Genomic DNA, 17,099 nt, shown 5'->3' with positions numbered 1-17,099 from the left:
TGCAAGAAGTGGCGCATTAAATGGCTTTCTAGCTCGGCGCGGCCGCCGCAATGGCCATAGCCCATATGATGCTGGACTTTGGCCTGAGCTCAGGCTATCAACCTAGCACCATGAGCGTTACGGTCCTACTCGCAACCACCACTCCGGCCACCAGCACCCACCAGGATCAGATCTACAGCACCTTGCGCCAGTGGATCACGGTGGGGCGCTTCTTGCCGGGTGAGCGGCTGAAGATCCGCACCGTGGCAGCGGACATGGGCGTGGGCCAGATGCCGGTGCGCGCGGCGTTGCAACGCCTTTCTGCAGAGGGTGCCTTGGTCAATATTCCCAACGCCGGGGTGGCGGTGCCGCGTCTGTCGGCGCCGGAGTTCGACGACCTGCTGCAAATGCGCATGCTGCTCGAAGGGGAGGCCGCCGAGCGCGGCTGCCTGCGCCTGGAGCCCGCGCAGGTGGCGCAGATGCAGCGCTGGAGCGAGGAGATGGATGCAGCTTTGCAAGCTGGTGACTCCAAACGTTACCTGGACATCAACGAAAATTTTCACGTACTGCTTTACAAGGCGGCGGGCTCACCACTGCTTTTTCAGCTGATAGACACTTTGTGGCTGCGTGCGGGGCCAATCTCTAACCGCCTGTTCGACACACCCGAGGCCAGCGCGGTGCTCAATGACGCCCATGATGACCTGGTACGCGCCCTGGCACAACGCGACAGCAGCGCCGTGCGCCGTGCCATCGAGCGCGATATTTTTGTCGCGGGCCAGTTCTTGCGCACCAGCTGCATGGACAAAAAACGCCAGTGAGTACAAGCTGCACAGGCAGCCTACACAAAAGGCATCTTCACCCGCCTCCAAGCGGGGCGAGAGTATCTGCGTGGCGCATGGCAGGCTTAGGGATGCGCTGCCCAGCAGGAAGCAAGCGTCTCAATTGCTATTTATTCAATAGCATGTTGTGCAGGTTTTGCAAGCGCTGTGCGGGAATATGGCCGGATAAAAATTGACTTGAAAAGTCTGACCCATCGGTGAAGATTGCGTGCGGCTGGCGCGCTGCCGCAACGGCTGCTGCTCAAAGTGTTGGAAAATAGTGGGTTTGCTGCCCTTGGCTCTCTCGGCAGAAACTCCCACCCAGCGTTTCGATCTTTTTGCTCCTTTTAGCCTCTCCATGCACGACGTAATTTCCTCCAATATCTCTGTCGAGAAGATCGGCGGCACCTCCATGACCGCCTTCGGCGATGTGCTGCGCCACATCGTGCTGCACGACCCTGCACGCATCTACGGCCGCATTTACGTGGTGTCGGCCTATTCGGGCGTGACCAACCAGCTGCTGGAACACAAGAAGACCGGCGAACGCGGTATCTACGCCCTGTTTGCCGAGAGCAAGGGCTACCAGGCTGCGCTGACAGGCTTGGCCGTCAGCCTAAAGAAGCTCAACGCCGGTTACGCGGATCTCGGTCTGCCATTGGATGTGGCCGATGCCTTCATCGACAAGCGCATTGCCCAGGCCCGCGAATACCTGGGGGCAATGCAGCATGTGCTGGCCAGCGGCTACCTCAGCCGCCATGACGTGCTGCTGGCTGCGCGTGAAGTGCTGGCTTCTATCGGTGAATCCCACAGCGCGTTCAACTCGGTGGAAATCCTCAAGGCCAATGGCGTGAAGGCCGTGCTGATGGACTTGGCCGGCTTTGACGACAACGAAGCCTGGACCATCGACGAGCGCATTGCCAACAGCTTCAAAGACATGGACCTGGCCAACAACGTGATTGTGGCCACTGGCTACACCAAGGGCACGGAAGGCATCATGCGCGAGTTCGACCGGGGTTACTCCGAGGTCACCTTCAGCAAGATCGCCGTGGAAGTGCGCCCTGCCGAGGCCGTGATTCACAAGGAATTCCACCTGTCGTCTGCCGACCCCAACCTTGTGGGGTTGGAAAACGCCATCGTGGTGGGCGCCACCAACTACGATGTGGCCGACCAACTGGCCGACGTGGGCATGGAAGCCATCCACCCCAAGGCGTCCAAGCCCATGGAGCTGGCTGGCATCCCCATCCGCTTGAAGAACACGTTTGAGCCCGATCACCCCGGCACGCTGATCACCAAGGACTTTGTGGGCGAGCGTGCCCGTGTGGAAATCGTGACCGGCACGGACAAGGTCACGCTGATCGAAATCCACGACCCCAGCATGGTGGGCACTGTGGGCTTTGATGCCGGTCTCATGGCTGTGTTCTGCAAGCACGACATCAGCTACATCCTCAAGGCGACCAATGCCAACTCCATTGCCCACCTGGTGTGGGACAACCAGGTAACGGCCGAACTCTTGGTTGAGCTGGAAGCGCTGTACCAGGTGGTGACGGTCAAGCCCAGCGCCATCGTGTGCACCATCGGCTCCAACATCGCCATTCCGGGCGTGCTGGCCAAGGCTGCGCAGGCGCTGGCAGATGCCCAGGTCAACGTGAACTGCGTGTCGCAAACCCTGCGTCAGGTGAATATGCAGTTTGTGATTGAGCGCGAAGACTACAAAACGGCCATCAAGGCGCTCAACATGGCCCTGTGCGTCAACTCCGGCGCTCCAGTGCCACGCGTCTGATTGCTGTAGAAAACGCTACAAATTCAGTAGCTGGCCGCGCAGATCCTATGGGGTGACGCGGCTTTTTTTGAACTCCCTGGGGCGCATAATGGCCGATGACCGATGCCACCCCTCCCCACAAGCGCCGCGTACGTTACGCCGGCACCCATCCCCGCCAGTTTGAAGAAAAGTACAAAGAGCTGGACCCCGCACGCCATGCGGCCGAGGTGGACAAGGTCATGCAGCGCGGGCAGACGCCTGCGGGCATGCACCGATCGATTTGTGTGGACGAAATCCTTGCCATCTTGAAACCCTTGCCGGGCGAAACCGGCGTGGACTTGACCCTGGGCTTTGGTGGCCACACGCTGGCCATGCTGCCGCTGGTGCAGCCCGGCGGGCGCATGTTTGGCATGGATGTCGACCCGATTGAGCTGCCCCGCACCACGGCGCGGCTGCGGGCCTTGGGCTTTGGCGAAGAGACGCTGATCGTCCACCGCGCTAACTTCAGCGAACTGGCCAGCTTGCTGCCGCAGGCGGGCGGTGGCTTCGACTTTGCGCTGGCCGATCTGGGCGTGTCGTCCATGCAGATCGACAACCCGGCGCGCGGTTTTAGCTTCCGCGCCGATGGCCCGTTGGATTTGCGCCTGGACCCGAGCAGCGGCCAGTCGGCCAGCGAGCTGCTGTTGTGCGTGACCCGGCACCGGTTGCGCGACCTGTTGACCGACAACTCCGACGAGCCCTTTGCCCAGCCCCTGGCTGCAGCCCTGCAAGGTCAGTTTCTGGAAACCACGGTGCAGCTGGCCGACCTGGTGCGGGCCACCATGGAGCTGGCGTACAAGCGCAGCATGCCGGCAGAAGAGCGCTTGGCCGAGACCAAGAAAGTGCTGCAGCGCACGTTCCAGGCGCTGCGGATCGAGGTGAACGACGAGTTTGGTGTGCTGGACACCATGTTGCTGAACCTGCCCGCCTGCCTGAAGCCCGGTGGGCGCGTGGCTATTCTGAGCTTCCACTCCGGCGAAGACCGGCGCGTGAAAAAGTGCTTTCAAACCGGCGAGCGCAACGGTACTTTCAGCAGCGTGGCCGCCGACCCGATTCGGGCTTCGTATGACGAGCAGCGCAGCAACCCGCGCTCAAGTTCGGCGAAGTTGCGCTGGGCGGTGCGGGCGCTGCACTGAACGTTCCTACGCGTTCGGTGCAGTTCAAACCTCATGCCGTCCCACCCAGCGCTCCTTCAGCAAATAGCCATTGACCCCGACGTCCAGCACGGGCCGGGGCGGCACATAGTTGGGCTGGCCCAGGGCCTGCATGTCGGCAATCAGCGGATTGTCGACACCGCTGGCCAAGTCTGCCAGGGTGCTGCCGGCCACGGTTTGCTTGGAAATGCCGGCGCCATTGCAGCCCACCGTTGCGTACACGTTCGGGGCCAGCTTGCCCCAGCGTGGCGCGCCATTGCGGGTGAAGCTGATCAGCCCGGACCAGCTGTGCGCCATTGCCACGTCCCGCAGTTCTGGAAAGCGCGACAGGAAAATTTGCCGATGCTGTGACACCTGGTGGGCCGTGTCCGCCGCACTGTTATGAAAGCGGGGCGCATGCCGCACCTGCTGGCGTATCAGCACCCGGTGGTCATGCGTGTAGCGCACGGTGGCACCGGAGACTGCAGACACCGGGGTCAGGCCCCAGTCCTCGGGGTTGCCGATGCGGTCGCGCTGTTCCGGGCTTAGGGGTTGGGTCAGCGAGGCGTAGGTGGACAGATTGACCAGTTGGTTCGACAAGCCCGGCAATTGGGCGGCCGCGCCGTTGGTGGTGATTACCACATGGCGGGCGCGGATCTGGCCCTCGGGCGTCTGCACCTCTGATGGCGACCCAAAGTCAAAGCCCAGTGCGGGCGTGCGCTCAAACAGGCTGACGTTAGCCGGCAGGTGTTCGGCGAGTCCGCGCGTCAAAGCGGCCGGATTCAGCAACACGCAGCCTGGTGAAAAAATGCCCAGGCCGTAATAACTGGTGCCCAGCCGTTTGGTCAGTGCGGCGTGGTCCAGCAGCTCAAACGGCACTTTCAGGGTTTCCAAGGCCCGGGCGTATTCCTCCATCGCCGGGCTGGATGCTGGCGACACCGATGCCTGGAATTTGCCTTGCTCGCGCCAGTCGCAGGCTATGTGGTAGCGCTGTACCTGGGCTTTCAGGTCGGCGGTGCCGGACTGCAGCAGGCGCTTGTAGTTGTCGGCGGTTCGTAGCTCGGCCACCGTGCTGCCCACGCTGTGCGGGATGTCGATGGCAAAGCCGGAATTGCGCCCGGATGCGTTGTCGCCCACGGTGCCGGCGTCGATCAGCACCACGTGGTCTTGCGGCCGGTTTTCCGCCACGCGCCGGGCAAAAGCCAGCCCGGCGTAGCCTGCCCCCACGACCAGCCAGTCGGCCGTGTGTTGGCCCCGCAGCGCAGGCTGGGCCTGGCGCGGCGGCAGCAGGGCCGACCAACCGTTGACGTTGTCGTCCAGGGGCAGGTCGCGAACCTGCACCCTGTTGCGGACCTGCAGCTTGTCGGTATGCGCAGTAAAAAAATGCTCCAACGAACTTACCAAGCGGCCAAGCCAGTGCCCTTGTAGACCTTGTTCAGGGCCTCTTTCACCGCGTCATTTTGGTAGGCCGCCACCAGGCTTTTGACCCAGGGTGCGTTCTGCTTGTCGGTCTTGACGGCGATGAAGTTGTTGTACGGGTTGTTGGCCACCTTTTCCTGCGCGATGCGGTCCTTGTCGGCCTTCAGCCCGGCTTTCAGCGCCCAGTCGGTGTTGACCACGGCAGCGGTCAGATCCTCGATGCTGCGGCCCACAATGCCGGCGTCCAGTTCCTTGATCTTCAGCTCTTTCGGGTTGGAGACGATGTCGGCGGTGGTGGCCAGGATGCCGGTGCCGTCGCGCAGCTTGATCAGGCCTTCGCTTTGCAATAGCAGCAGCGCCCGGCCTTCGTTCGACGGGTCGTTGGGGATGCCGATGACAGCGCCCTTGGGCAGATTGGCAACGGAGCTCACCTTGCGCGAGTACAGGCCGATGGGCCAGACGGCGGTATAGCCGACCGGGGTGATCTGGTAGCCGCGGGTCTTGATCTGGTTGTCCAGATACGGCTTGTGCTGGAAGGCATTGGCATCCACATCGCCGCGCTCCAGCGCTTCATTGGGTTGGGTGTAGTCATTGAACACCACGGTCTTGATGGTCAGGCCCTGCTTGGCGGCTTGGGCTGCGACCACCTTCCACAGGTCTTCATCCTCGCCACCGATGATGCCGACGCGCACCGTGGTTTGGGCTTGCGCCAAGAGGGGCACAGGGAGTGCGCCGATGGCCAACACACCGGTCAACAACAGACCGAGGCTGGCGCGACGGCCCAGGGATGCAGGGTTCAATTTCAACATGCAGGATTTCCTTTTTGATGGGTTGCGTGAGCTTTCACGGGTAGGCACATGCTAGGTTTCCCGTCCGGCTTTGTTAACGAAATATTCTGTATATGGTTAGTTGGTCGGCAGTGCCGCAAGCGTGTTAATCAGAGCCGTTGGTTGGTGTGCAGAGTGCTACAAATTCAGTAGCTGGTAGCGCATATTTATGAAGGGCTGCAGGGCTTTTTTATTCATAAAGCTTTGGATATAGACTTACGCCAGCATGCAGGCTCTTCACAGCACCTTTCTGGAACTTGGCACCCGCCGCCAGGTCGACGCACGCCAGCTGCTGCTATGCGCGGGTGAAGTGGCGCAGCGCCTGTATCTGATCGAGCAGGGTTGTGCGCGGCTTTATCTGGTGGATGCCCAGGGGCGCGAGACCAGCACCCAGTTTTTCTTTGAAGGCGAGGTGGTCAGCTCGCTGGAGAGCTTTCTGACCGGGCGCCCCAGTGCGCTGTACCTGGTCACCATGGAAGCCTGCCATTTGCGGGTGCTGGAGGGGGCTGTCATCAAGGCCCGCGCCAAGGCGGACCCGGTTTTGCAAGCCGAGCTGCAGGAGCTGACGCAGCAGCGGCTGATCCACTACGCCAACCTCTACACCAGCGCCATTGCCGACTCGCCCACCCAGCGCTACCTGGCTTTGCAGGCCACGCACCAACAGCGGCTGGAGCGCATACCGCTGCACATTCTGGCGGCCTACCTGGGCGTGAGCGCGGTGCACCTGAGCCGGATTCGGCGCAAATTGAAAGAATCTGCACTTCCCCGCGCCCTCTGAACCTTTGTTAATGACGGCGCGGCCCGCGTTCCGCACCATCGCCCCATCACAACTTTTGATGGAGCACCCATGCAAACCCTGGTCATTCTGGCCCACCCCTATGCCAAGAGCTATTGCCATGCCCTGTACCACCGCGTGGTGCAACAGCTTGAACAAGCCGGCCACACCGTCGATCGCCTGCACCTGGATGGCGAGAATTTTGATCCCGTCATGCGGGGCTCCGATCTGGCGGGGTATGCCCGCGGCCTAAGTGCCGACCCCGCCGTACCGCTGTACCAGGCGCGCATTGACGCGGCCCAGCAACTGGTCTTTATTTTCCCGATCTGGTGGGAGGTCATGCCTGCCCTGCTCAAGGGCTTTATCGACAAGGTGTTCACCAATGGCTGGGCCTACAAGCCGTCCAAGCTCGGTGTCAAAGGCCATTTAACCCACATCCAGCGCGCCGTCGTCGTCACCACGATGAACACGCCCAAATGGGCCTACCGCTGGTTGTATGGCGATGCCGTACAGCGCTCCCTGGTGCGCGGCACGCTGCGCAAATGCGGCGTGCGCAAGGTGGAATGGGTGGCCCTGTCGCCCGTCAGCCACGCCACCGATGCCAAGCGCCAAGCCTGGTTACAGCAAGTGGGGGCCATGTTTGCCGCCTAGCTGCAGTCTTGTAGCGTATGGGTGACAGTTAAAGCCATCCATGGAACGCCGGGCCGGCTGCGGTAGTGGCGCTGGATTTGCATTTCACCCATGACGCGTCGTGATGTTGCTATGTATTTAGTAGCTGGTTCCGCATATTTGATATGCGCTGCGGGGCTTTTTCTTGTGAAAATATGACTGTGGCGCGAGAAGTTTCAACCCGCGTGAATTGCGCATAGTTGCTACTGACCTATGTTTTATTTGCTCTATCAGGTAGCGAGATATGTCGTATTGTTTTAGTTGCCCCTAGGGCTGAAACTTGCGGCACCGCTAACTAGGAGACAAACAACATGATGAATAGGCGACATTTGCTGGCCACCGGCGCCGTCGGTGCGCTGCTGCCCGCATGGGCGAACGCACAGACTTTTCCGTCCAAACCCATCCGCATCGTCGTGCCATTCGGCGCGGGCGGCATTGCCGATCTCACGGCGCGTGCTGTGGCAAACAAGCTCGGCGAGGGCCTGCACCAAGCGGTGATCATTGACAACAAGCCGGGCGCAGGCGGTGTGGTGGCCGGTGAAGCGGTGGCAAAGGCCGAACCGGACGGGCATACGCTGCTGCTCATGAGCAATGGCACGGCGGTCAGCGCGGGGCTGTTCAAGTCCTTGTCGTTTGATGCGCAAAAGGACTTCGCGCCCGTCATCACGCTGGGCTTCTTCGACATCGCTGTGCTGGCGGCGGCCAATAGTCGCTTCAAGTCGATGCAGGAAATGCTTGCCTACGCAAAAGCGAATCCGGGCAAACTGAATATCGCCACCATCAACATCGGCAGCACACAGCACCTGGCGGCCGAGCTGCTCAAGACCAGCGCGGGTGTGGACTTCCAGGTCGTGCCGTTCAACGGTTCACCCGCTGTGCTGACCGCCTTGCGCGGAGGGCAGGTGGATGCGGCGGTCGAGATCCTCGGGCCGATGATGAGCCAGATTTCCTCCAAGGCGGTGCGGCCGCTGGCAGTGATGGGCGCCAAACGCACATCCTTGCTGGCCGAGGTGCCCACGGTCGCAGAGAGCGGCGTGCGCGGGTTCGAGGTGGCATCCTGGAACGCACTGGCTGCCCCGGCGCGTACGCCTCCGGCCGTGATTGCACTGCTCAACCGCGAGGCCAACAAGGCCTTGGCGCACGCGGATCTGCGCAAGCAGTTGGCGGACCTGAGCGTGAGCCCCGCCGGCGGTACCCCCGAGCAATTGCGTGACCTGCTGGCATCGGAAGTCCGGCGCTGGTCCGACGTCATCACGCGCGCCAACGTACCCCGCCTGTAGATCAGCGCCACGCAGCTTAGGCCCGCTTCAGATCGTATGCCGTAAAGGCTGCGTTCACGCTGCTGGCCGAACTGGTGCGCGCCACAAATGCGCAACTGCCCTGCCTGCAAGACATAGCTGGTAGTGCCGATATCCCCTAGTCGCTGCAGCCGCACGGCAGAGCAATCCAGATGAATTCAACCGGAGACAAAATGAAAAAGAGACAAATCCTTGCCGCTAGCGTGCTGTGCGCAGCGTTGCCTGTGATCGCGCAGACCGCGAGCTCGGTAACCCTGTACGGGATCATCGACGCGTCGGTTCGCACGCAGACCGGGCTGACCAGTACCTATGCGCGTTCCACGCTAAACACAACCACCATCGCAAGCGGCGTCGGCCTTACGAGCCGTTGGGGCCTGCGGGGGACGGAAGACCTGGGAGGAGGGTTGCGTGCGACCTTTAACCTGGAGTCAGGCATCAACGTGGACACGGGGGCTTCGGCCAATGCCACCACATTTTTTGACCGCGCCTCGGTCGTAGGTCTTGCCGGCGATTGGGGCGGTGTCACGCTGGGTCGGCAGAACACGCTGACCGCCGACTCTGCCGGTATCGCGGACCCCATCGGTTTGCGGTTTGCCAGCCTGAACCCCAACATCCAGAATGTCGGCCTGTCCGCGCACCAGCTCGGTGTCGAATACGGCGCCACGGGCTCCACCGCCGCGTCGAACCGGGTCAATAACTCGGCCAAGTTCTCGCTGCCCATCGGTCCTGTGGTCGCCCGCGCCATGCGCGGTTTCGGCGAAGTCTCGGGCTCCGGGTCCAAGCAAAGTGTTTCGGGTCTGGGCATGGACTATCTAACCCCAGGCTTGAGCGTGACCACGGCCTACACGCGCTTCAAGGACGCCAACGACAGGACGCTGAACGCAGCCAATGTGGGTGTTAGCTGGCTCGCGCTGCCGTCGCTGCGGGTGATGGCGAACATGGGCTACAACCGTGGCGCAACCACAGCCACAACCAACAGCACCAACCGCGTTGTGGTGGGCGGCGTCAACTACGCCATCACGCCGGCCATCGACCTGCTGGCGGGTTACTACAAGTCGAACCGCGAACGCACCGCCTTGGCCGACGATGGCTTCAACCGCGTATTGGCCTACCTGGAGTACAAGTTCTCCCGCCGCAGCAAGGTGTACCTGGAGCTGGACAACACGCACTGGAAGGGCAACTACCTGGGGGCCGGCAACAAAGGCAGCTCCAACGGTGTGAGCCTGGGCATGACGCACGCTTTCTGATCGGCGCAGGCGCCAGCCTGGTTTAAAATTCAAATGCTACTGATTCAGTAGCTGGCCGCGCAGATTCCGTACGGGCTGCGCGGCTTTTTTATTCAAACATTTGAATTTGAGACCGATGCAAGCCCTACTCGACGCCATTGCCGCGATGGACACACTGCCCACCGATGCGCAGCGCATATTCCATGGCCGCGGCGGCTTGTATCCGGACTGTGAACACTGGGCGCTGGACTTCTTTCCGCCGGTATTTTTGTTGACAAGTTTCCAGCCGGCCAGCGACGATGAGCTGGCTGCCATCGGCGCCGCCTTGGTCGCGCGCTGCCAACAGCTGGCGCCGGACCAGCCGTTGAACTGGGTCTACCAGTGCCGCTTTGACGGCCGTACCGAGACCCGGCTGATGGCCGGCGAGGTGCCCGACCCGCATGTGGTGACCGAGCAGGGCGCGCGCTACCGCGTGCATGTGCTGAAAGGGCAGAACCACGGTCTGTTTCTGGACATGGCCGAAGGCCGACGCTGGGTGCGCGCGCACGTGGCCGGCCGCGCCGATTGCAGGGTGTTGAACCTGTTTGCCTACACCTGCGCCTTCTCGGTGGTGGCGCTGCAGGCGGGCGCCAAGCATGTGCTGAATGTGGACATGGGCCAGGGCGCGATCGGCATAGGCCAGCAGAACCACCGGCTCAACGGCTTGGACAGCGGCGCCAGCTTTCTGCCGCACGACATCTTCACCACCTGGGGCAAGATCAACCGTGGCGGCGCCTACGACCTGGTCATCGTCGACCCGCCGAGCTACCAGAAAGGCAGCTTCGTCGCCACCAAAGACTACGCGCGGCTCATGCGCCGCCTGCCCGATCTGCTGATGCACGGCGGCTATGCCTTGCTGTGCCTGAACGCGCCGGAGCTGGGCGTGGCCTTTCTGCAAGACCAGATGCGTGAGCTGGCGCCGGAGCTGGTGTTTGTGGAGCGGGTGGCGAACCCGGCAGCCTTTGCCGATGTATCGGACGATCGGGCGCTGAAGGTCTTGGTGTATCGGGCGCCGGATAAGGCTGTCGACAGCTAGGCCAATAGCCGCTGCGTGATCAGCTCCCACTCGCCAGGCTCCACCGGTGTGATGGACAAGCGGTTGCCGCGCTGCAATACCCGCATCTCGGCCAGCGCCGGCTGCTCGCGCATTTCTGCGAGGCCCAGTACCCGTGTCTTGCGCAGCGCCTGCACGTCCAGCAGCAGCCAGCGCGGTTTGTCGGGCGCGGACTTGGGGTCGTAGTACGGCGACTCCGGGTCGAACTGGGTCGCGTCCACCCGCGTGCCCGACGCCACCCGGGCGATACCGGCAATGCCGGGCTCCGCGCAGCTGGAGTGGTAGAACAGCACGCCGTCGCCGATTTGCATGCCGTCGCGCATGAAGTTGCGTGCCTGGTAGTTGCGCACGCCGGTCCAGGGCACGGTGGCGCCAGGCGCGGCGAGTGCGTCGTCGATGGAGCAGTCCTCGGGCTCGGACTTCATCAGCCAGTAGCGGGTAGGTGGGAGAGTCATGGCGCCATTGTGCCGGGACGCTGCCAATGAAAAAAGCCCCGGCACTTGCGTGCCGAGGCCTTTATTTCCCGCTGAGACGGATTACATCTGCTGGATACCCGACAGCACCCATCCGCCGTTGCCTTGCAGCGGCTTGGTCAGATGCCAGACTTCGTCGAACGACTCGGAAGGCGCAGCAGCCTCTTCGCGGATCAGGCCGGTGAAGCGCACGCTGACGACGTAGTGGCCGTTTTCTTCGGCGACTTCCAGCACATCGCCGTCAATGCTGACCACATCGGTGTGCTGCGTTGCAGTGCCGCGCTCGCTCAGGTCCATCTTCAGCTGGGCAAACATTTCCGGCGTGGTGAATTGGCGGATATCTTCTAGGTTGCCGGCATCATTGGCGGCCTGCAGGCGGATGAAGTTGACCTTGGCGTTGCGCACAAAACCGGTGGTGTCGAAGTCCGCCGGAATCGCCTTGGCGGCGGGCAGGCTGCCACCAATCGAGGAACCGATGGACGAGCCGATCACCGAGCCGGGCAGGGCGGTCTTGAAGGCTTGCGCAGCGGGCTGCACTTCGGCCGGAGCACCGGCTGCGGCGTACTGCATGCCGCCCACGCGGCTGTTGCCTTGCTGTTGACGAGCAGCGGCGCGTTTGCGCATCACAAAGCCGATGGCCACCATCACGGCGGCGGCCAGCAGGCCGAACATCAGCATGGAAGCCAATTCGCCGCCCAAGCCGAGGTGCGAGGCCAGGGCCGCGATGCCCAGGCCGGCCGCGATGCCGGCCAGCGGGCCCATCCAGGAACGCTTGGCGGGTGCGGCCGCAGCAGCGGCAGCGCCTGGCGCGGCGGCTGCGGTGTTGGCCGCAGCAGGCGTTTGTGCGGGAGTGGCCGTGGGGGCCTTGTCCGTCGTAGCCTGGCGCTGCATGCCCACGGATTTACCGGAGCCCATGCGTTTGGCCGCTTCGGCATCCATCGCAACAGTCGACAAGCCGATGGTCAGGACCACGGCAAGCAGGGAAAGCAATTTTTTCATGGGTTTATCCAGTGAGAAAGAGTTGATACGCCCAAGATACTAGTGGCATTCAACTGGTTGAAAAAGCAGATAAATGGAGATGTATGTTTCTGAAAAAACTGAGCTTTGCAAGGGTTTGAACTGGCTCGGACTGAAGATTTCAATGGCTGGGCTCCGGCGAACGCCAGAGTTTTAGAATTCGGCTAAACATTTACCCCACCGCCCGTGACCGACCGCATTGACTCCCCAGCCTCGCCCGCCCCGCAGGACTGGACCCGTGCGCCAGAGCTGAGCGGGGAAGACAACCCCTGGAAGGTGGCGCTGGAGGCCTCGGGCGTCGGCGTGTGGGAATGGGATCTGGCCAGCAACACCCAGACCCACTCGCAGCGCTGGGAGGAAATCCTGGGCTACCGCGGCGGCGAGCTCACGGGCGGCTATGCGGAATTCATCCACCTGGTGCATCCCGACGACATCGTGCCCCTGCAAGCCGCCGTGACGGCCTACCTGGCCGGCCTGGCGCCTGACTACATTGCCGATCTGCGCATGCGCCACAAAAATGGCCATTGGGTATGGATCATGTCGCACGGCACCATCGTCAGCCGGGACGCCGAGGGCCGGCCGCTGCGGATGATAGGCACGCATACCGACATCAGCGCACGCAAGCAGGCCGAGGTGGAATTGCGCGAGCTGAATGCCCAGCTGCAAGAGCAAACCCGGCTGCTGCAAACCACCACGGCCAGCATCAGCCAGGGTATTTTTGTGTTCAACGCCGAGATGTGCCTGATCGCGTTCAACCAGCGGGCCTGCGAGATGCTGGACCTGCCCGAGAGTTTTCTGGCCGAGCGCCCCTCACTGGCGGGTATCAGTAGCTTTCAGTTTAAGCGCGGCGACTTCGGCCCGCAGGCGCAGCTGGTGGACGAGCATGCCCGCGACTATGTACTGACCGGCGGCAAAACTCCGTTGCCCGCGCATTTTCTGCGCGACACGCCGGACGGCCGGACGTTGGAAGTCAAAAGCCAGATGCTGCCCGACGGTGGCATGGTGCGGACGGTTGCCGAAGTGTCCGACTATGTGCAGGCCCAGGCGGCACGCAAGCGCCTGGACCTGCTGCTGACCGCCATGCAGTCCCAGGCCCAGGTAGGCGCCTGGGAGGTGGATGTTGCCACCGACCGGGTCTATTGGACCGAGGGCGTCTACCGCATCTTCCAGACCTCGCCCGAGGAATACACGCCCAGCACCGCGATGGAGTCGGCTCAGCGGGTGTTCACGCCGGCCTCCATGGAAAAGGTCCACGCCCGCGCGCTGGCGTTCGATACGGACCAGGCCGGCGGTATCGAGCTGGAGGCCGTGACCTTCCGCGGCAACACCATCTGGGTGCATGTGACGGGCACCTCGGTGCGCAAGAACGGCAAGCTGGTGTCGCGCATCGGCGTGATGCAGAACATCACCGACCGCAAGCAGGCGCAGATGGCGGTGCAAGAAACCGAAGACCGCTGGCGCCTGGCGCTGGAGAGCACTGGCGACGGCGTGTGGGACTGGCATATCCAGAGCGGGGTGGAGCATTTGTCCAAACGCCTGGTCGAGATGTATGGCTTCCAGGAAGGTGAAATGCCCGACCTGCCCGCTGAGCTGGACAAGCGCACCCACCCCGACGATCTGGTGCAGATGGAGCGCGACCGCATTGCCCATTTCAGCGGCCTGACGTCTACGTATTCCAACGAACACCGGGTGCGCTGCAAGGACGGCAGCTGGAAATGGGTGCTGAGCCGGGGCATGGTCATCAGCCGCGATGCCCAAGGCCGGCCGGCCCGCATGATAGGCACGCATACCGACATCACTGAGCGCAAGGCCTCCGAGGCGCTGATCCGCCAGCAGGCCTTCTTCGACACCCTGACGGGCCTGCCAAACCGGCGCATGCTGCGCGACCGGCTGGAGCAGGAGATCAAGCGCTGCAAACGCGACGTGCAGCAGCTGGCCATTCTGTTCATCGACCTGGACCACTTCAAGGAAGTCAACGACACCCTGGGCCATGACAACGGCGACCTGTTGCTGCAAGAGGCCGCCCGGCGCATCCAGCACTGCGTGCGTGAGGCCGATACCGTGGCCCGCATGGGCGGCGACGAGTTCACCGTGATCCTGACCGAGGTGAACGACGGCAACCGCCTGGAGCCGACCCTGCAGAAGATCCTGCGCACCCTGGAGGCTGTGTTCCAGCTGGGCAACGAGCAGGCTTTTGTGTCGGCCAGCATAGGCATTACCTTGTACCCGGCCGATGCGCAGGAGATCGAAGGCCTGTTCAAGAACGCCGACCAGGCCTTGTATGTTGCCAAGGGGGCAGGGCGCAACCGCTTCAGCTTCTTTACGCCGGCGCTGCAAGAGGCCGCGCAAACCCGGGCCCGGCTGGCGCACGACCTGCGTTCCGGCCTGCAGGAGCAGCAGTTCCGGCTGGTCTACCAGCCCATCGTCGAGCTGGCCACCGGCTCGGTGCACAAGGCCGAGGCCTTGATACGCTGGCAGCACCCCACGCGCGGTCTGGTCAGCCCCGCGCATTTCATCCCGATTGCCGAATCCAGCGGGCTGATTGTGGATATCGGCGAATGGGTGTTCCAGCAGGCGGCGCAGCAGGTGCAGACCTGGCGCCAGACTCTGCACCCCGATTTCCAGATCAGCGTGAACAAATCGCCCGCACAGTTTCACCACGATGGCCATGGCCTGCAGCCCTGGGCCAGCCGGCTACAGGCCATGGGGCTGCCAGGCGCATGCATGGTGGTCGAGATCACCGAAGGCCTGCTGCTGGACACCAGCACCCGCGTGACCAGCCACCTGCTGGAGCTGGGCGAGGCCGGCATCCAGGTGTCGCTGGACGATTTCGGCACCGGCTATTCCTCGCTGTCGTATCTGCAGAAGTTCGACATCGACTTCCTGAAGATCGACCAGTCGTTTGTGCGCCATCTGATTCCGGGGTCCACCGACCTGGCCCTGTGCAAGGCCATCATCGTGATGGCCCATGCGCTGGGCATGAAGGTGGTGGCCGAGGGCGTGGAAACCACCCAGCAGCGCGACCTGCTGACCGCCGCCGGCTGCGACTATGCGCAGGGCTATCTGTTCTCGCATCCGCTGGCAGCGGCCGAGTTCGAGGCCTACTGGTCTGCGCCCCGCCTGCCGAACGGACACTGGGAAATTTAAGTAAAAAGTGCCGCCAGCGCAGGTTTTATATGCGCCAGTAGCTATCTATTTAATAGCTAGCACCTTCAGGCCGCTTTGCGGGCTTTGACGCTGAACTGGTTGGCCGGCCGCTCCAGCCCCAGGTTTTCGCGGAGCGTCGTGCCCTCGTATTCGGTGCGGAACAGGCCGCGGCGCTGCAGCTCGGGAATCACCAGGTCGACAAAGTCGTCCAGCGACTCGGGCAGCACCGGCGGCATCACATTGAAGCCATCGGCCGCGCCGTTTTCAAACCAGCTCTGCATCTGGTCGGCAATGTGTTCCGGCGTACCCACCACCACCCAGTGGCCGCGCGCGCCGGCCAGGTATTCGTAGAGCTGGCGCACGGTGAGTTTGTCGCGCCGGGCCAGTTCCAGCACCACATGGGCGCGGCTGTTGCGGCCCAGCGGCGGCTGCGGAATGTAGGGCGGTGGGGCGTCCAGGTCCCATTTCGACAGGTCTTCGCCCGGCCAGAACGGCTCCAGCGTGTTCAGGCCCACCGAGGGGTGGATCAGCTTTTGCAGCTCGGCCCATTTGGACTCGGCCTCGGCCTGGGTGCGGCCGACCACCGGGGAGATGCCGGGCAGCACCAGCAGCTGATCGGGCCGGCGCCCGTACTTGGCCAGCCGGCCCTTCACGTCGCTGTAAAAGGCCTGGGCTTCGGCCAGGCTGGTCCAGGCGGTGAAGATGGCCTCGGCGGTGGCGGCGGCCAGCTCCTTGCCGGGCTCGGACGAGCCGGCCTGCACGATCACCGGGTAGCCCTGCGGTGAGCGCTCCAGGTTCAACGGGCCGGCCACCTTGAGGTGCTTGCCCACATGGTTTAGCGGGTGCAGTTTGGCCGGGTCGAAGTACACGCCGGATGCCGGGTCACGGGCAAACGCGTCGTCTTCGAAGCTGTCCCACAGGCCCTTCACCACGTCGACGAATTCCTGGGCTTTCTCGTAGCGGACTTCGGGCTCGGGGTGTTTGTCCTGGCCGAAGTTGCCGTAGACGTTTTCGGCGCTGGTGGTCACCACGTTCCAGGCCGCACGGCCCTTGCTGATGTGGTCCAGCGAGGCGAATTTGCGCGCCAGCAGAAACGGGTCTTCGTAGGTGGTGGAGGCGGTGGCGACAAAGCCGATGTGCTTGGTCACCGCCGACAGCGCGGCCCACAGCGTGACGGGCTCGAAGTACGAGACCCGGCCCTGGCGGCTGAAGGCCTCGTCGCTGCCTTCAAACCGCAGGCCGGGGGTGTCGGCCACAAACACCTGGTCGAACAGGCCGCGCTCGGCGGTCTGGGCCAGCGCGATGTAGTGGTCGATGTTGGTGCCGGCGTCGATCTGGCCGCCGGGGTGGCGCCAGGCGGCGATGTGGTGGCCGGTGGCCATGATGAAAGCGCCTAGGCGCAGCTTGCGTTGGGACATGGGGATTCC

At 63.0% G+C, this 17,099-nt stretch carries 14 protein-coding genes; 9 read left to right on the top strand and 5 right to left on the bottom strand.

Features of this window, described 5'->3' with window-relative positions; genetic code table 11:
- The first annotated feature begins 110 nt into the window (after nucleotides 1-110).
- From BLT66_RS03120 to rsmH, 3 genes are all read left to right on the top strand, one after another.
- Nucleotides 111-797 carry a GntR family transcriptional regulator gene (locus BLT66_RS03120; RefSeq protein ID WP_092756987.1) on the top strand — a complete coding sequence of 229 codons (687 nt, stop codon included), beginning with the start codon at nucleotides 111-113 and terminating at the stop codon, nucleotides 795-797.
- A gap of 358 nt (nucleotides 798-1,155) precedes the next feature.
- Nucleotides 1,156-2,577: an aspartate kinase gene (locus BLT66_RS03115; RefSeq protein ID WP_092755623.1), complete on the top strand. Its 1,422-nt coding sequence runs from the start codon at nucleotides 1,156-1,158 to the stop codon at nucleotides 2,575-2,577.
- 95 nt (nucleotides 2,578-2,672) lie between these two features.
- Complete coding sequence (rsmH, locus tag BLT66_RS03110; protein WP_092755621.1) at nucleotides 2,673-3,731, top strand: 16S rRNA (cytosine(1402)-N(4))-methyltransferase RsmH; 1,059 nt, start codon at nucleotides 2,673-2,675, stop codon at nucleotides 3,729-3,731.
- A gap of 24 nt (nucleotides 3,732-3,755) precedes the next feature.
- Here rsmH and BLT66_RS03105 read toward each other — a convergent pair whose 3' ends face one another.
- Both BLT66_RS03105 and BLT66_RS03100 read right to left on the bottom strand, forming a co-directional pair.
- On the bottom strand, nucleotides 3,756-5,120 hold the full coding sequence (locus BLT66_RS03105; protein WP_255406739.1) for an NAD(P)/FAD-dependent oxidoreductase: 1,365 nt from the start codon (nucleotides 5,118-5,120) through the stop codon (nucleotides 3,756-3,758).
- 5 nt (nucleotides 5,121-5,125) lie between these two features.
- A complete protein-coding gene (locus BLT66_RS03100; RefSeq protein WP_092755619.1) occupies nucleotides 5,126-5,956 on the bottom strand; it encodes a MetQ/NlpA family ABC transporter substrate-binding protein in 831 nt (276 codons plus the stop codon).
- Between the two features lie 244 nt (nucleotides 5,957-6,200).
- Between BLT66_RS03100 and BLT66_RS03095 the strand changes: the two genes are divergently transcribed.
- From BLT66_RS03095 to BLT66_RS03075, 5 genes are all read left to right on the top strand, one after another.
- The gene (locus BLT66_RS03095; protein WP_092755617.1) at nucleotides 6,201-6,752 is read left to right on the top strand and encodes a Crp/Fnr family transcriptional regulator; all 552 of its coding nucleotides are present in this window, start codon (nucleotides 6,201-6,203) and stop codon (nucleotides 6,750-6,752) included.
- 69 nt (nucleotides 6,753-6,821) lie between these two features.
- The gene (locus BLT66_RS03090) at nucleotides 6,822-7,400 is read left to right on the top strand and encodes an NAD(P)H-dependent oxidoreductase (protein WP_092755615.1); all 579 of its coding nucleotides are present in this window, start codon (nucleotides 6,822-6,824) and stop codon (nucleotides 7,398-7,400) included.
- Between the two features lie 329 nt (nucleotides 7,401-7,729).
- A complete protein-coding gene (locus BLT66_RS03085) occupies nucleotides 7,730-8,698 on the top strand; it encodes a Bug family tripartite tricarboxylate transporter substrate binding protein (protein ID WP_092755613.1) in 969 nt (322 codons plus the stop codon).
- Nucleotides 8,699-8,889: 191 nt separating this feature from the next.
- Nucleotides 8,890-9,963, top strand: coding sequence for a porin (locus BLT66_RS03080; protein WP_092755611.1), 1,074 nt, complete (start codon nucleotides 8,890-8,892; stop codon nucleotides 9,961-9,963).
- A gap of 115 nt (nucleotides 9,964-10,078) precedes the next feature.
- Nucleotides 10,079-11,017: a class I SAM-dependent methyltransferase gene (locus BLT66_RS03075; RefSeq protein WP_092755609.1), complete on the top strand. Its 939-nt coding sequence runs from the start codon at nucleotides 10,079-10,081 to the stop codon at nucleotides 11,015-11,017.
- On the opposite strand, the gene BLT66_RS03070 is transcribed toward BLT66_RS03075, so the two are convergent.
- Together BLT66_RS03070 and BLT66_RS03065 are read right to left on the bottom strand one after the other, a co-directional pair.
- On the bottom strand, nucleotides 11,014-11,490 hold the full coding sequence (locus tag BLT66_RS03070; RefSeq protein WP_092755607.1) for an EVE domain-containing protein: 477 nt from the start codon (nucleotides 11,488-11,490) through the stop codon (nucleotides 11,014-11,016). The genes BLT66_RS03075 and BLT66_RS03070 overlap by 4 nt on opposite strands.
- 81 nt (nucleotides 11,491-11,571) lie before the next feature.
- On the bottom strand, nucleotides 11,572-12,507 hold the full coding sequence (locus tag BLT66_RS03065) for a Tim44 domain-containing protein (protein ID WP_092755605.1): 936 nt from the start codon (nucleotides 12,505-12,507) through the stop codon (nucleotides 11,572-11,574).
- 204 nt (nucleotides 12,508-12,711) lie between these two features.
- Here BLT66_RS03065 and BLT66_RS03060 point away from each other — a divergent pair, with 204 nt between their 5' ends.
- On the top strand, nucleotides 12,712-15,672 hold the full coding sequence (locus BLT66_RS03060; protein WP_092755603.1) for a sensor domain-containing protein: 2,961 nt from the start codon (nucleotides 12,712-12,714) through the stop codon (nucleotides 15,670-15,672).
- A 65-nt stretch (nucleotides 15,673-15,737) separates the two neighbouring features.
- Here the strand turns inward: BLT66_RS03060 and BLT66_RS03055 are convergent, their stop codons facing one another.
- Nucleotides 15,738-17,090 (bottom strand): LLM class flavin-dependent oxidoreductase, encoded by a 1,353-nt coding sequence (locus tag BLT66_RS03055; protein WP_092755601.1) that lies wholly within the window; start codon nucleotides 17,088-17,090, stop codon nucleotides 15,738-15,740.
- Between the last annotated feature and the right edge of the window lie 9 nt (nucleotides 17,091-17,099).

Source organism: Rhodoferax sp. OV413 (assembly GCF_900104385.1).
Lineage (GTDB): Bacteria > Pseudomonadota > Gammaproteobacteria > Burkholderiales > Burkholderiaceae_C > Rhodoferax_B.
Note: the sequence above shows the minus strand (reverse complement) of the source record. Positions and strands in the feature narration are given on the sequence as shown.

Excerpts from the sequence above, each read along its gene's own strand:
- rsmH (WP_092755621.1), top strand. The coding sequence starts at position 2,673 with ATGACCGATGCCACCCCTCCCCACAAGCGCCGCGTACGTTACGCCGGC.
- BLT66_RS03100 (WP_092755619.1), bottom strand. The coding sequence starts at position 5,956 with ATGTTGAAATTGAACCCTGCATCCCTGGGCCGTCGCGCCAGCCTCGGT.
- BLT66_RS03080 (WP_092755611.1), top strand. The coding sequence starts at position 8,890 with ATGAAAAAGAGACAAATCCTTGCCGCTAGCGTGCTGTGCGCAGCGTTG.
- BLT66_RS03055 (WP_092755601.1), bottom strand. The coding sequence starts at position 17,090 with ATGTCCCAACGCAAGCTGCGCCTAGGCGCTTTCATCATGGCCACCGGC.
- BLT66_RS03070 (WP_092755607.1), bottom strand. The coding sequence starts at position 11,490 with ATGACTCTCCCACCTACCCGCTACTGGCTGATGAAGTCCGAGCCCGAG.
- BLT66_RS03075 (WP_092755609.1), top strand. The coding sequence starts at position 10,079 with ATGCAAGCCCTACTCGACGCCATTGCCGCGATGGACACACTGCCCACC.
- BLT66_RS03085 (WP_092755613.1), top strand. The coding sequence starts at position 7,730 with ATGATGAATAGGCGACATTTGCTGGCCACCGGCGCCGTCGGTGCGCTG.
- BLT66_RS03090 (WP_092755615.1), top strand. The coding sequence starts at position 6,822 with ATGCAAACCCTGGTCATTCTGGCCCACCCCTATGCCAAGAGCTATTGC.
- BLT66_RS03120 (WP_092756987.1), top strand. The coding sequence starts at position 111 with ATGAGCGTTACGGTCCTACTCGCAACCACCACTCCGGCCACCAGCACC.
- BLT66_RS03065 (WP_092755605.1), bottom strand. The coding sequence starts at position 12,507 with ATGAAAAAATTGCTTTCCCTGCTTGCCGTGGTCCTGACCATCGGCTTG.
- BLT66_RS03115 (WP_092755623.1), top strand. The coding sequence starts at position 1,156 with ATGCACGACGTAATTTCCTCCAATATCTCTGTCGAGAAGATCGGCGGC.
- BLT66_RS03095 (WP_092755617.1), top strand. The coding sequence starts at position 6,201 with ATGCAGGCTCTTCACAGCACCTTTCTGGAACTTGGCACCCGCCGCCAG.